9 protein-coding genes and 1 tRNA gene are annotated in these 14,437 nt (G+C 63.6%); 7 read left to right on the top strand and 3 right to left on the bottom strand.

Annotated elements, in window-relative coordinates; all coding sequences use genetic code 11:
- Nucleotides 1-38 precede the first annotated feature (38 nt).
- The 4 genes from AX735_RS25450 to AX735_RS26565 all read left to right on the top strand — a co-directional run bounded on the left by AX735_RS25450 (nt 39) and on the right by AX735_RS26565 (nt 4,673).
- Nucleotides 39-120, top strand: a tRNA-Lys gene (locus AX735_RS25450).
- A gap of 610 nt (nt 121-730) precedes the next feature.
- Nucleotides 731-3,343 (top strand): glycoside hydrolase family 2 TIM barrel-domain containing protein, encoded by a 2,613-nt coding sequence (locus AX735_RS22925; protein WP_171007750.1) that lies wholly within the window; start codon nt 731-733, stop codon nt 3,341-3,343.
- 65 nt (nt 3,344-3,408) lie between these two features.
- Entirely contained in the window at nt 3,409-4,275 is an 867-nt protein-coding gene (locus AX735_RS22920) for an MFS transporter (RefSeq protein WP_231750235.1), read from the top strand.
- Complete coding sequence (locus AX735_RS26565) at nt 4,164-4,673, top strand: MFS transporter (RefSeq protein ID WP_446471856.1); 510 nt, start codon at nt 4,164-4,166, stop codon at nt 4,671-4,673. The genes AX735_RS22920 and AX735_RS26565 overlap by 112 nt, the downstream gene beginning before the upstream one ends.
- A 10-nt stretch (nt 4,674-4,683) precedes the next feature.
- On the opposite strand, the gene manD is transcribed toward AX735_RS26565, so the two are convergent.
- A complete protein-coding gene (gene manD / locus AX735_RS22915; RefSeq protein WP_066284902.1) occupies nt 4,684-5,892 on the bottom strand; it encodes a D-mannonate dehydratase ManD in 1,209 nt (402 codons plus the stop codon).
- Between the two features lie 273 nt (nt 5,893-6,165).
- Here manD and AX735_RS22910 point away from each other — a divergent pair, with 273 nt between their 5' ends.
- From AX735_RS22910 to AX735_RS22900, 3 genes are read left to right on the top strand one after another with little or no spacing between them, the layout of a single operon-like run.
- Nucleotides 6,166-6,951: a FadR/GntR family transcriptional regulator gene (locus tag AX735_RS22910; RefSeq protein WP_066284901.1), complete on the top strand. Its 786-nt coding sequence runs from the start codon at nt 6,166-6,168 to the stop codon at nt 6,949-6,951.
- Nucleotide 6,952: 1 nt separating this feature from the next.
- Complete coding sequence (uxaC, locus tag AX735_RS22905; protein ID WP_066284900.1) at nt 6,953-8,374, top strand: glucuronate isomerase; 1,422 nt, start codon at nt 6,953-6,955, stop codon at nt 8,372-8,374.
- Nucleotides 8,371-9,771, top strand: coding sequence for a mannitol dehydrogenase family protein (locus AX735_RS22900; protein WP_066284899.1), 1,401 nt, complete (start codon nt 8,371-8,373; stop codon nt 9,769-9,771). The genes uxaC and AX735_RS22900 overlap by 4 nt, the downstream gene beginning before the upstream one ends.
- Nucleotides 9,772-9,824: 53 nt before the next feature.
- On the opposite strand, the gene AX735_RS22895 is transcribed toward AX735_RS22900, so the two are convergent.
- Both AX735_RS22895 and AX735_RS22890 read right to left on the bottom strand, forming a co-directional pair.
- Complete coding sequence (locus tag AX735_RS22895) at nt 9,825-12,089, bottom strand: TonB-dependent receptor (protein ID WP_231750233.1); 2,265 nt, start codon at nt 12,087-12,089, stop codon at nt 9,825-9,827.
- Between the two features lie 445 nt (nt 12,090-12,534).
- On the bottom strand, nt 12,535-14,370 hold the full coding sequence (locus AX735_RS22890) for a methyl-accepting chemotaxis protein (protein WP_066284897.1): 1,836 nt from the start codon (nt 14,368-14,370) through the stop codon (nt 12,535-12,537).
- Nucleotides 14,371-14,437: the final 67 nt, after the last annotated feature.

Raw genomic sequence — 14,437 nt, 5'->3', positions numbered from 1 at the left:
ACAATGCGGACTATAAATCGCAGATTTCCGACATTCTTGGACACATGCGGACGCGCTAGGACCCTCTGATCATGGCTCTTAATCAGCGGGTCCTAGGTTCGAGCCCTAGTGCGTCCACCAAACCTTCCCAAGCTTCAGAAGCAGATTCCCCCGGCTACGGGCTCGTGAGCCGCGCTGCTATCCTATCGCTCCACAATTAGCGGGTCCCCGCCTTCCCGGTCGTGCGCCTTTGGCGGCATGGCGCGCCGCGATGCTGGTCTCCGCAAGGCCCAGCCCGATCTTCTGAACTTTCTGCACCGGACCGGACAAAGTCACCATCAGGAGGAACAGGAATTCCGTGCCTGGTGACTGATGTGACCTGACCAATTCCGAAGCGAGCAAGGGCTTGCCACTCCCGACATTATCGCCGGCTTGCTTCACGCAACGATTATAAGCTCATCCCGCAAAATCGGCTAATTCGGCGCTTCGCTTCGATAATCCTGTGTATCGAACGGGTTCGTGGCTGCCAGTATGATCGCACGGCTGCGATCGCCTGCGCATCCGCTTTTCAGGTTGACACCCTCGTAGCGATCGTATTTGGTCTAACCAATAATCAGGGAGTGGTGCTATGACTAGGGAACACCGCATGGGGCCGTGCGCGATGCATCGCTTGGCTGGCGCAGCACTGGGTGTGGCGGCAATGTGCATGTCCGCCCCTTCTCTCGCACAAGGCTCAGCCCCTACTGGCGCCATGCCCCATCCTGTTCGCGCGGCTGCGAGTACCGCCCGATCGGTGACGCCGCTCAGTGATGGCTGGCGCTTCCTGTTCGGCGAGGCACCAGATGGCGTGACCGGCGCGGACTTCGATGACCGTGAGTGGCAGCCCGTGAGCCTTCCGCACAGCTGGAACCGCATGGGCAATTACACTGCCCACCGCGCCGAGAGCACGGACGTGCGTCAAGGCACCGGCTGGTATCGGCTACAGCTCGACAAGCCTGTGCCTGCCAAGGGCAAGCGCGCGATCCTGCAGTTTGACGGCGTCGGGGCAATCGCGGATCTCTGGGTCAATGGCCAGCATGTCGGCCAGCACAAGGGCGCGTTCTCGCGCTTCCGGTTCGATATCACGGATTTCCTCAAGCCGGGCCAGTCGAGCATCATCGTCGTGCGTGCGGACAACAGCAAGCCCGAGCCAGGCAGCACTACCGAGCATGTCATCCCGCTGGGCGGCGACTTCTTCATCCATGGCGGGCTGTACCGCGGCGTGTCGCTGATCGAGACCGATGCCGCTTCGATCGACCTGATGGATCATGGCGGACCCGGCATCTATGTCTCGACGCCCTCGGTCACTGCCGAACGAGCCGAAGTTTCCGTGCTGACCCGACTGCGCAATTCCGGGGCCAAGCCGCGCAAGCTCGCCGTGATCGCGCACATCGCCGATGCCGATGGCCGGACTGTCGCCAACGCGACCGTGCCCGCCCGGCAGCTTGGCGCAGGCGAGACGCACGAATTGACCACGTCGCTCGTCCTCACCAATCCAAGGCTGTGGCAGGGCCGCGCCGACCCCTATCTCTATTCGGTCACGGTCGAGCTTCGCGAGGGTGCCCGCGTGATCGACAGCGTCACCGAACCGCTTGGTGTGCGCAGCTTCGCCTGGGATGCCGACAAGGGCTTCATCCTCAACGACAAGCCGATGCGGCTGCACGGCGCTTCGCGGCATCAGGACTGGCAAGGCAAAGGCTGGGCACTGAGCCCGGAGGATCATGCCACCGACATGGCGATCATGGCCGAAATGGGCGTCAACACAGTGCGCCACGCGCATTACCAGCACGCCCAGGAATGGAGCGACCTTGCCGATCAGAGCGGCATGGTGGTGAAGGCCGAACTGCCTTTCGTCCACCAGTCTGCGTTCGACGAATCGCTGCCCGCCCCCGAGCTCGTCGCCAATGCGCGCGCGCAGCTCACCGAGCTGATCCGGCAGAATTACAACCATCCCTCGATCATGCTGTGGTCGGTGGGCAACGAGATCGATATCGGCGCGGCGATCATGGCGCTGATGAAGGGCGGCAAGGGCGCCCCCGCCAAGTCGCGCGACATGCTGGTCGAACTCAATGCGCTGGCGAAGCGCGAAGATCCGAGCCGCCCGACGCTCTATGCCGATTGCTGCGAAGGCATACCATCGCCCCTGTCGCGTCCGGGCGCGCAGGTGCTGAACGATGTCACCGATGTGGTCGGGCTCAACCGCTATTTCGGTTGGTATTACGGCCAGCCGCAAGATCTATCGCGCGCGCTCGACGCCTTGCACGCGCGCTATCCGGGCCGGGCAATGACCGTCACCGAATATGGCGCAGGCGGGGCCTTCACCCAGCATACCGACAATCCATTGGGCGGACCGGTCAATGCCAATGGCCGTCCGCATCCCGAGGAGTTTCAGGCCTGGGTGCACGAGGAAAACTGGAAGGCCCTGCAAAAGGCCCCGTTCCTCTCGGCAAGCTGGATCTGGAACATGTTCGACTTCGCCTCGACCGCGCGGGAGGAAGGCGAGGCCTATGACCTCAACGACAAGGGCCTGGTCAGCCATGACCGCAAGACGCGCAAGGACGCCTTCTATTTCTACAAGGCGCAATGGTCCGACGAGCCGGTGCTGTATCTGACCGGCAGGCGTTATATCGACCGCGCCTATCCGGTGGTCGATGTGCGCGCCTATAGCAACGCGCCGCGCGCCAGCCTGACGGTGAACGGCCAGGCCATCGGCACGGTGGACTGCCCCGATCGCATCTGCGTCTGGCCCGGCGTGCGGTTGCGCGCAGGGAATAATCAGGTCGCCGCCTCGGCCGAGCGCGACGGCAAGGTGCTGGCCGACAGCGTCAGCTGGACCGCGCCCGATGCCACGAAGGGGCTGCATGTGCGTGCCGGGCATCTCACCGGCCTGACGACGTCGGCTGGGCTCCGCTTCGGGTCGGACAATTTCTTCACCGGCGGCCAGGCATCCGAATTGCGCATGGCAGGCCGCACCAGGGTCGCACCCAGCAACGTCACCGGGACCGGCGACCCCGAGCTTTACGCCTCCTATCGCCAGGGCGCGTTCAGTTACGACCTGCCACTGCCCGACGGCCGCTGGACGGTGACCTTGCACATGTTCGAACCCGAAGCCGATACCGCCAAGGCGGCTGCGCGCAGCATCACCGTGCTCGCCAATGGCAAGCCCGTGCTGACCGGCTTCAACCCTGCCAAGGCTGCTGGCGGATCGCTCAAGGCGGTAACGCGCAGCTTCGACCTGGCATCGCGCGGCGGGCTGAAGCTCGATTTCAACGGTGGCGACAGCGGTGCGGTGGTCTCGGCCATCTCGGTAATCCCGGCGCGCTGAGAGGCAGTTTCTACTCCCCTTGGCCGGGCCATGCGCCCGGTCCCTTTTTCCGTGAAGGCAGACCGATGAACGCAATTCGGACCGGGCGCTTGCGCTGGTGGATCATCGGTCTGGTGACCCTGGGGACGATCCTGAACTATCTCGCGCGCTCGACGCTCTCGGTCGCCGCCCCCACGCTGAAGACCGAATTCGCGATGACGACCGAGCAATATAGCTGGGTCGTGCTCGCGTTTCAGGCGAGCTATACGGTGATGCAGACCGTCGCAGGCACGGTGCTCGATGCGCTGGGCACGCGGCTCGGCTTCTTCCTGTTCGCGATCGGCTGGGCACTTTCGAACATGGCGCACGCCTTTGCCACCGGATGGGCCAGCCTGGCCTTTTTCCGCACATTGCTCGGCGCGACTGAGGCGGCGGCGATCCCAGCCGGGGCCAAGACCGTCGCGACCTGGTTCCCGCCGCGCGAACGCTCGCTCGCCACCAGCCTGTTCCAGATGGGCACCAGCGTGGGCAACATGATCGCGCCGCCTTTGGTCGCCTTCTGCATTCTCGCCTGGAACTGGGAGGCGGCGTTCGTCGTCACCGGGGTGCTCAGCCTGGTCTGGGCAGGGCTGTGGTGGTTCGGCTATCGCGATCCAGCCGAGCATCCCCGGCTCTCGCAACGGGAGCGCGACCTGATCGAGGCGGGGCGCGCCGAGGTGTCACCGCCAAGCCGGCGACCAAGCGCGACGTGCTGCGCAGCCGTTCGTTCTGGGCGATCGCGACACCGCGTTTCCTGTCCGAACCGGCGTGGCAGACGTTCAATTTTTTCATCCCGCTCTATCTGGTCTCGGCGTGGAATCTCGATCTCAAGGCGATCGCGCTCTGGGCCTGGCTGCCCTTTCTCGCGGCCGATTTCGGCAGTCTGGCCGCAGGGGTGCTGCCCGGCTGGCTGATGAAACGCGGGACGGGGCTGATCGCCAGCCGCAAGATCACGATGACGATCGGCGCGCTGTGCATGGCCGGCCCAGCCTGCATCGGGCTTGCGACCTCGCCCGGCATGGCCATTGCGCTGTTCTGCATCGGCGGCTTTGCGCACCAGATGCTCAATGGCGCGCTGATCACCTTGTGCGCCGATGTGTTCGACAAGAAGACCGTCGGCACCGCGAGCGGCATGGCGGGGACATCGGCCTGGATCGGCGGCATGCTGTTCACGCTGCTGATCGGGCAGAGCGCGGACACGTTCGGCTATGATCCGCTGTTCGCCGCGCTCGCCGGGCTCGATCTGGTCGCGGCCGTGGTGCTGTGGACGCTGCTGAAGGACTCCGGTCAGAAAGTGCCTTCAGCAGCGTGAGTAGCAGCGCTCACCAGTTCCACATCGTCCCGTCCTCGAGCCGCGCAACGGGCAGATAGGCGGGCTTGTAGGGATATTTCGTCGCCAGCGCCTCATCGATGTCGACGCCATGGCCAGGCGTCTCGCCGCAATACATCAATCCCGCCTCGAACCGGTAATCGTGCGGGAAGACGGCGTCAGTGGCTTCGGTGTGCCGCATATATTCCTGGATGCCGAAATTGGGCACCCAGCTGTCGAAATGCAGTGCGCAGCCCATGGTGACCGGCGACAGGTCGGTCGCCCCGTGGCAACCGGTGCGCACCTGGTACAGGCTGGCGAGATCTGCAATCCGGCGCAGATGCGTGAGCCCCCCTGCCCCCACGACGGTGGCGCGGATATAGTCGATCAACTGGTTCTGGATCAGGTCCTTGCAATCCCAGATGGTGTTGAAGATCTCGCCCACCGCCAGCGGGGTGACCGTGTGCTGGCGCACCAGCCGGAACGCCTCTTGGTTCTCCGCGGGAGTGCAATCCTCGAGCCAAAACAGCTGATAGGGCTCGAGCATCTTACCGAGATTCGCCGCTTCCTGCGGGGTGTAACGATGATGCCCATCGTGCAGCAGATGTTGGTCGAAACCATAGGTCTTGCGCAGCTCCTCGAACAGCTTCGGCACATAGTTCAGCGCCTTGCGCGTGTCCCAGCCGGTGACAGAGGGCAGGCTGGCATCCGCCGGCTCGTAATAGAGCTTGCCGCGGCCTACCCCATAGGCGTCCTTGATACCGGGAACGCCGGTCTGCGCGCGGATCGCCTTGTAGCCCATGTCGATATAATGGCCGACCGCCTCGACCGTCTCGGCAATGTCGCTGCCATTGGCATGGCCATAGACCAGCACGCCGTCGCGGCTGCGTCCGCCGAGCAGCTGGTAAAGCGGCATGCCCGCCATCTTCGCCTTGATGTCCCACAGCGCCATGTCGACCGCCGCGATCGCGCGCATCGTCACCGGGCCGCGCCGCCAATAGGCACCGCGATAGAGATACTGCCAGATATCCTCGATCCGCTGCGGGTCCATGCCGATCAGGCAGGGGATGACATGATCCTCGAGATAGGAGACGACGGACAGCTCTCGCCCGTTCAGCGTCGCATCGCCAATGCCGTACACGCCCTGATCGGTCTCGATCTTGAGCGTCACGAAATTGCGTCCGGGACACGTCACGATCACTTTGGCCGATTGTATCTTCATGAGATACGCCTCTCCCCTGCTGAAACTCGTCTGCCGCCATTGGTAACGCCCGACGCATCAAATGCAACAAAATTGGTAATACCTATTTTCCAGAATGTGTCTGAAACCGGCCCGACCCCGGCGCATATCGCGCCGAAACGCTGCCTATCGGGGGAGATGATGCGAGCGCCGGACCATGCTTTAGGCCTTGTCGTGGGCTTGGCGGCTGTGGCATGGGAATTCCGTGGCCGATTGCATCCAATTGGTCAGGCCTTTCATCAGGAGCTGCTACACATGGCGCGACCCAGGAAGAACGCCCCCGCGATCGAGGCGGTGCCGCCGCCCGAGCGGCTCTACCAGAAGCTGGCCAAGGATCTCTTTTCCGATCTGGTCGCGGGCCGCTATGCCGTGGGTGACCGACTGCCCGCCGAGCGCGAGCTTTCGGTCCAGTACAATGTCTCGCGTCCCGCTGTTCGGGAAGCAATGATCGCGCTCGAAGTCCAGGGGCTGATCGAAGTGCGCATCGGTTCGGGCGCCTATGTGCGCAAGCTGCCGGGCGAAACCGACGCACCGGGCTTTACCGTGACCGCATTCGAGCTGATGGAGGCGCGGCTGCTGATCGAGGGCGAAGCGGCGGCGCTTGCCGCGGTGCACATTCGCGAAGACGAACTGGACGAGCTCGAACGCCTGGTCGCCGAGATCGAGCGCGAGAACCTTATGCCCGGCGGCAGCACGTATGCCGACCAGGCCTTTCACATGCTGATCGCCACCGCGACGCGCAATGCGGTGATCCGCAACCAGATCGAGGAAATGTGGCGGTTGCGTTCGACCTCGCCCAATTGCGCGCTGCTGCTCGAAAAGGCACGCACCGCCAATGTCCAGCCGGTGGTCGAAGAGCACAAGGCGGTGTTGGATGCCCTGCGCGCGCGCGATCCTGCAGCGGCGCGGGCGGCAATGCGCGGCCATATGTCCGCCGTTATCAATCACCTGCTGTTCGCGACCGAGGAAGAGGCTATTGAGGCCGCGCGGCGCAATGTCGCCTCGACCCGCGAACGCTATGCAAGGGCAGCGCAACTCTGACATGACACAACGACCGTTACAGCTTCACCCCGACCGCCTCTTTCCCGTCGATCCTGATGTCCGCAGCATCACCCGGCGGCTTTACGAAAGCGTGCGCGATCTGCCGATCATCAGCCCGCACGGCCATACCGACCCGGCCTGGTTCGCCAGCGACGCGCCGTTCGAGAACGCGACCGCGCTGCTGCTGCAGCCCGACCATTATGTCTTCCGCATGCTTTACAGCCAGGGGATCGCTTTGGAGTCTCTTGGGCTGACACCGGTGTCTAAACCCGATGCCCCTGCAGTCGATCCGCGCGAGGCATGGCGCATCCTTGCCAGCCACTATCACCTGTTCCGCGGCACGCCTTCACGCATGTGGCTCGACTGGGTGTTTGCCGAGGCCTTCGGCCTGGATGTCCAGCTCGATGCCGAAACGGCGGATCACTATTACGACCATATTACCGGGCAGCTCGCCACCCCGGCCTTTCGCCCGCGCGCGCTGTTCGAGCGGTACCGGATCGAGGTGATCACGACGACCGAATCGCCGATCGACACGCTCGAGCATCACCAGGCCATTGCAGCGAGCGGTTGGCAGGGCCGAGTACTCACTGCCTATCGTCCCGACCCGGTGGTCGATCCCGAGTTCGAGGGCTTTGCGGACAATCTGGCACGCTTCGGCGAACTGACCGGCGAGGACGTGTTCAGCTGGTCGGGCTATCTCGCCGCGCACCGCAAGCGCCGCGCGTTCTTCGCGCAGCATGGCGCGACCTCGACCGACCACGGCCACCCGACCGCACAGACGGCGGACCTGCCGCGCGACGAGGCCGAGGCGCTGTTCGCACGCGTGATCCGCCCGGATGTGACCCCCGGCGAAGCCGAGCTGTTCCGCGCGCAGATGCTCACCGAAATGGCGACGATGAGCGCTGAGGATGGCCTCGTGATGCAGATCCATCCCGGCGCCTTCCGCAACCACAATCCGGCGGTGTTCGCGCGCTTCGGGCGCGACAAGGGGGCGGACATGCCCAGCCGCACCGATTACGTGAACGCGCTGCGCCCGTTGCTGGCGCGGCACGGCAACAATCCGGACCTGACCATCATTCTCTTCACGCTCGACGAATCGGTCTATGCACGCGAGCTGGCACCGCTGGCGGGCCATTATCCGGCGCTCAAGCTGGGCCCGGCCTGGTGGTTCCACGACAGCCCCGAGGGCATGCGCCGTTTCCGCCATGCGATGACCGAGACCGCCGGCTTCTACAACACTGTCGGTTTCAACGACGATACCCGCGCGTTCCTCTCGATCCCGGCGCGGCACGATGTCGCGCGGCGGATCGATTGCGGCTTCCTGGCACAGCTGGTCGCGGAGCACCGCATCGAGGAATGGGAGGCGGCGGAGCTGGCCCAGGAGCTCAGCTACAATCTCGCCAAAAAGGCCTACAAGCTGTGAGGCTGGGCCGCGAGACGGCGGCGCAGCTGGCCGCGAGTGTCGAGCGCCCCGGCTATGACCCGGCAGCGCAGAAATGCGGCATCGTCCATTTCGGAATCGGCGCATTCCACCGGGCGCATCAGGCCGCCTATACCGACGCGGCGATGGCGGCAGGCGATCGCGACTGGCGCATTATCGGCGTGTCGCTGCGCTCGGGCGATGTGGCAGCACAGCTCAACCCGCAGGACGGGCTTTACACGCTGGTCGAGCGGTCATCCGATGCGGTGACGATGCGGCTGATCGGCTCGGTCGCCCGGGTCATCGTCGCACCCGAAGCGCCGAATGACGTCATCGCCGCGATCGCGAGCCGGGACACGCATATCGTCAGCTTCACCGTGACCGAGAAAGGCTATGTCCGCCGCGCCGACGGGTCGCTCGATACCGACAATTCCGCTCTGGCATCCGATCTGTCCGGCGCCGTGCCACGCACGATCTACGGCTTTCTCGCCGCAGGTCTTGCCCGGCGCAGGGCAGCGGGCCTTCCGGGGCTGACGCTGCTCAGCTGCGACAATCTCGCCGACAATGGCCGCCAGCTCAGGCTGTTGATGCGCGCCTATCTCGAGGCGACCGATCCAACGCTGGCCGACTGGTTCAACGCACATTGCCGCTGCCCCGCGACGATGATCGACCGGATCGTGCCCGCGATGACGATGGAGGACCGCGCCTGGGTCGCCGCGCAGATCGGTCTCGAGGACGAGGGCGCGATCATCACCGAGCCGTTCACCCAATGGGTGATCGAGGACGATTTCGCCGGCCCGCGCCCGCGCTGGGAGGCTGTCGGCGCGCAGCTGGTCGATGACGTTCGTCCCTATGAGGCGGCGAAGCTGCGCATGCTCAACGGCGCGCATTCGGCGCTCGCCTATCTGGGGCTCGATGCGGGGCATGAATTCGTCCACCAGGCCGTCGCCGATCCGGCGATCCGCCCGGTGATCGAGACGATCATGCGCGAAGAAGCAGCCGCGACGCTCGAACCGGCGAGCGGCATCGACACGGTCGCCTATGCGGGCAGCCTGCTAGACCGTTTCGCCAACAGCGCACTCCAGCACAGGCTGATGCAGATCGCGATGGATGGCTCGCAGAAGATTCCGCAGCGCTGGCTCGAACCGCTGGCGACCAGCCAGGCGGCGGGACGTTCGAGCCCGGCCACGTTGCAGGCGCTCGCAGCCTGGATATGCCATGTGCGCGGCGATCGACGCGCGGTGGACGATCCGCAGGCACAGGCTCTGGCGGCGCTGTGGCAGACGCATGGCAGGGAAGGCATTGCCGAGGCGCTGTTCGGCGCGAATGGGATGTTCACTGCGACCTGGCAAGCGGCGGCTACGGATCTGGAATATCTCAGCCAGCAACTGCGCCAATAGACAGAGAGGGCCGCCAGCCGTTCAACGGTTGGCGGCCCTTTTCCTCTGGCCGATCAGAAGCCGAAGCGGGCGCGGATGCCGAAGAAACGGCTGGCGTTGCGCGGAATCTGCTGCAGCAGGATGAATGGATCGACGCGCGTCGAGGTATCGTCGATGATCTGCGTCACGTAATCCTGATCGAACAGATTGTTGACGAACAGGCTGACCTGCCAGTTCTTGTCATCGCCCTGCAGACCGATCGAGGCATTGGCGAGACCATAAGCCGGCTGCTTCGTCCGCGGATTGTTGCCGATGTCGAAATTGACACCGCTCTGCCAGGTGTAATTGCCGTTGAGCACCAGCTCGACATCCCCGAAAATCGGCTTTTCGTAGATCAGGCCGACATTGAACTTGAAGTCGGGCGAATTGTTGAGCTGCTTGCCCGCCAGGTCCTGCGAGAACAGGCCGCTTGCCGGATTGCGGACGCATCCTTGTGCCACGGTCTGGCCAAAATAGCAGTTCGCGCCGGAAAATTCCTTGATCTGCGCATCGACATAGGCGCCCGAGGCAAAGACGGTGAGGCCATCGGTCGGCCGAATCGAGCTTTCCAGCTCGATACCCCGGGTGCGCAGCTTGCCGACATTGACCAGCTCGAACTGCGGAACGATCAGCTCGTTGTTGATGCCCTGCGCCTGAAAATCATCGTAATCGACCCAGAAGCCAACCAGCTGAAACTGCGCCTTGCCGTCAAGCGCATCGCCCTTGAGGCCGATTTCATAGGCGACGCTGCTTTCCGACCGGATCGGATTGTCGGCACGGCGCTGGTTGAAGCCCGAAGAAATGTCATAGGCCTGCCCCTTGTATCCGGTCGCGACCGAAGTGAAGGCCATGATCCCGCTGTCGAAAAAGTGCTGGAGCGACAGCTTTCCGGTAAAGGCCGTGTCCGAATCCGATCCCCGGAAGATGCCTGGTATCGCCGTCCGATTGTCCTGGAAGAAGACGTCGATCTTCTCGTAGTTCAGGCGCGCGCCCAGCGACACCAAAGTCTTGGGCGAGATGTCATAGCCCAGCTGGGCAAAGGCAGCATAGTTGCGGACCGACGCGTTGGAATCCCAATTCTGACGCAGCGGCGGGGTATTCGGGGCAAGGCGGACAAAGCTCCTGTCGGTATCACCATCCGCAATATAGACCCCCAGAATATAGTCGAAATCGCCATCGGTCGGCGAGGTCAGCCGCAGCTCCTGCGTGACGGTGCGGGTATCGTAGACGGAATCCTGGAAACTGTCCCGGATCGGCTGAAGATCCTGGTCATTCTGCGCCCGATATTTCCAGGACTGATAGCTGGTTATCGAGGTGAGCGTGGCAAAGTCGAGATCGAGGCTGAACCGGCTCGACAGAAGCAACTGCTTGGAATCGTTGACCGCCTCGTCGTTGATGCGAAGCCTGCGATTGGTCGGACCAGGCGTGATGCCGGTAAGGTCCAGCTGGCGGTTCGCCGGTGTTCCATCGGCGCGCGTCCGGGTAACCTGACGAAAGGTATTGTCGCCACCATTGTCGAAGAATTCACTGTAATCCGCAGTGAGCTGAATCTGGGCCCGGCCGACCTCGTAATCGAACCGACCGCGCAGCCCCCAGGATTCCTCCTGCCCGATCATGTTGCCGGTGAAGGTGTTGCGCAGAAAGCCTTCGAAATTGTTATAGAAGCTGGAAATACGGAAGCCGCCATTTTCATCAACCGGCCCCGAGATGACGCCTTGGACACGGAACTCCTCATCATCGGTGAGCGAGGCCTCGACAAAGCCGGTCAGTTCATTCGCAGGCGCCTGCGAGACGATGCTGATCACGCCGGCCGATGCACTCTTGCCGAACAGGGTGCCCTGCGGACCGCGCAGCACCTCGATCCGCGCAACATCGGCAAAGTTGCTGAGCGCCTGTCCGGGCAGCAGCAGCGGAACATCGTCGATCATGACCAGCACGGCAGGTTCGGCAGCGGTCGAAAAGCTGAACGTGCCGATGCCGCGCAGGAAGATCGGGTTCTGGTTGCGATTGCCGCTGGTGGTGATGGTCAATGACGGAGAGATCGCGGTCAATTCGGTAAACCGGTCGACCTGGGCCGCCTGAAGAACGTCCTGCCCGACAGCGGAAATGGCCGCCGGCACATCAAGGATATTCTGATCGCGTTTCTGCGCGCTGACGATGATGACATTGTCATCGCTACTCGCTTCTTCGGTCGCGTCGGCGTCCTGCGCGTAGCTGCTCGAGGAAAAGGCAATCGCCACGGACATGAGAGCGATGGCGGCGCGCGATGCGTGGATGCCAAACGGCCTTGCTGCAGACATCAGAAATCCTCCCTGTTTTTCATTGGTATTGCCAATTTGCATAGCTGGCCAGGCCATGCAAATCCAAATGTTGCATCGAATTCCATCAATCCACTTGATGGATTTCTGCACCACACCGGTTGAGTGAAGAGCCGGGACAGGACTTTTTTGCCCGCATTTGTGCCATGCTCGCTATCGGGACCGCCTGAACCGCGCCACCCCATCCTGGCTTGATCGATCAGGATCGATCAGGCGTTTCCTCCGGAATCAGGTCGCTGTGATAGGACCGATCTCGGCGCGGTTTCACCCGCTCGTAGCCACCCGATGTTGCAGACCAGGCACTGCGGTCATGATCATTGGTCAAGCCACTTACCGGCGTCACGGATTGATATGCCTACGCAAAAAAGGGGCCGGACTTTTGCAAGCCCGGCCCCTCCTCGCGTTTCATGCGCATATCAGCGGTTCGTCAGAACTCGCTCCAGTCGTCGTCATCGACCGCAGGGCTGAGCGCCAGATTGCCGCTCGTGCGCGGAATCGGGCGCGGCTTGGCGACCGGGCGGCTGAAGCCACCCGAGCTTGCCGGCGCCGCCGCACGGCCGTGCGTGGTCTTCAGGCGGAAGCGGCCGACCAGCGAGGCGAGCTCGTCGGCTTCCGATGCCAGCGTACGCGCAGCTGCGGTGGTTTCCTCCACCATCGCGGCGTTCTGCTGCGTCATCTTGTCCATGTCGCCGACCGACGTGTTGACGCTGCGCAGGTTCGACGACTGGGTTTCCGCGCCTTCGGCAATTTCTGCGACCATGCGGCTTACATCGCCGATGCGGCCCATGATGCGGTCGAACATCTTGCCGGTCTCCGCGACCAGGCTGACGCCTTCCTGCACCTGCTCGCTCGACGCGGTGATCAGCGCCTTGATGTCTTTGGCGGCATCGGCGGAGCGCTGGGCGAGGCTGCGAACCTCGTTGGCGACGACCGCAAAGCCCTTGCCCGATTCACCCGCACGCGCAGCCTCGACCCCGGCATTGAGCGCCAGCAGATTGGTCTGGAAAGCGATGCTGTCGATGACGTTGATGATCTGGCCGATCTCCTGCGAGCTGCGCTCGATCGCGTCCATCGCGCTCACCGCCTTGTCGACGACCTGGCCGCCTTCATTGGCATCCTTGTGCACGGTGTCGATCTCGATCCGTGCCGTCTTGGCGCTGCTGGCGGACTCGCTGACCATGCCGGTCACCTTGTCCATCGCGCTGGCCGCACCTTCGAGGCTGGCCGCCTGCTGCTCGGTGCGCTGCGACAGATCCTCGGACGCCGCACGGATTTCGCCGGCGCCGTTGTGCACGCTCTGCGCCGAGCTGGCGACGCTCGACAGGCTGGTTTCCAGCCCCTCGACCGTGCGGTTGAAGGTCATGCGCAGACCGTCATAATTGGCCGCAAAAGGCTCGGTGATCTGATAGGTCATGTCGCCCGAAGCGAGCGCCTCCAGGCCCTTGCCGAGCGCGGTGACGACATTGGCCTGATCCTGGTCGGCGCGCGCCTTGGCGACGGCGGCATCGCGGAACACCACGACGGCACGGGCCATGTCGCCCAGCTCGTCCGAACGGTTCACGTCGACATCGATGGCGTTCTTGCCCGCCGCCAGGCTCGCCATGGCGTCGGTAAGACGGGTGATCGGCAGCGCGATGGCGCGGCTCAGCGCAACCGCAAGACCAATAGCGATACCGATCAGCGCGATACCCCCGATGACCAGCGCGACGGTTGCTGAGGTCAGCGCCGAATCCTGCCGCGCGGAGTTCCGCTCGATCGAAGCCCGCTCGGCGTCGCGAATGTCGCGCAGCGGCAGCACCGCCTTGCTCACCAGCACGGCCTTGCCGGCGTTGCGCACCGCTTCGACCGCAGCCTCGCCGCGGCCCTGCTGGGTCCACTTGATGAGCTTGTCGCCCCAGTTCTTGCGCCAGGCCAGCGTTTCGCTGCGCGCCTCTTCCAGCAGCTTCAGATGCGCCGGGTTGACGATCAGCGTTTCCAGTTCCTTGGCGGCGGCGTCATACTCGTCGCGGCCCTCGTAATAGGATTTCAGATAGCTCTCGTCACCCGTCACCAGATAGCCGCGAAACTGGCTGTTCTGCCGGAGCAGCGAGGTCTCAAGCACCTGGACCTTGCCGTAGATGAGCTGCGAATGATTGTTCTGCTCCGTCGATGACTGGATCATCCACAGATTGACGGCGAAGACGATCATCATCAGCGCAGCCGAGCTGCAGATCATCAGGAAGGACAGGCTGAGCTTCCGTGGAATGTTCAGTTTGTTCAGCATGATCAAGCCTTTGTGGTCCAGGTGGTATGGGCGCCCGCCCCGGGGCGCCGGAACAGCCGGAATGCGG

Origin of the sequence: Blastomonas sp. CCH1-A6 (assembly GCF_001556365.1) — a bacterium.
Taxonomy (GTDB): Bacteria; Pseudomonadota; Alphaproteobacteria; order Sphingomonadales; family Sphingomonadaceae; genus Blastomonas; species Blastomonas ursincola.
This window is presented reverse-complemented; position numbering and strand designations above follow the sequence as displayed.

What these genes read in the sequence shown, in the direction of transcription:
- AX735_RS22925 (WP_171007750.1), top strand. Translation starts at nt 731, where the DNA reads ATGCCCCATCCTGTTCGCGCGGCTGCGAGTACCGCCCGATCGGTGACG.
- AX735_RS22920 (WP_231750235.1), top strand. Translation starts at nt 3,409, where the DNA reads ATGAACGCAATTCGGACCGGGCGCTTGCGCTGGTGGATCATCGGTCTG.
- manD (WP_066284902.1), bottom strand. Translation starts at nt 5,892, where the DNA reads ATGAAGATACAATCGGCCAAAGTGATCGTGACGTGTCCCGGACGCAAT.
- AX735_RS22910 (WP_066284901.1), top strand. Translation starts at nt 6,166, where the DNA reads ATGGCGCGACCCAGGAAGAACGCCCCCGCGATCGAGGCGGTGCCGCCG.
- uxaC (WP_066284900.1), top strand. Translation starts at nt 6,953, where the DNA reads ATGACACAACGACCGTTACAGCTTCACCCCGACCGCCTCTTTCCCGTC.
- AX735_RS22895 (WP_231750233.1), bottom strand. Translation starts at nt 12,089, where the DNA reads ATGTCTGCAGCAAGGCCGTTTGGCATCCACGCATCGCGCGCCGCCATC.
- AX735_RS22890 (WP_066284897.1), bottom strand. Translation starts at nt 14,370, where the DNA reads ATGCTGAACAAACTGAACATTCCACGGAAGCTCAGCCTGTCCTTCCTG.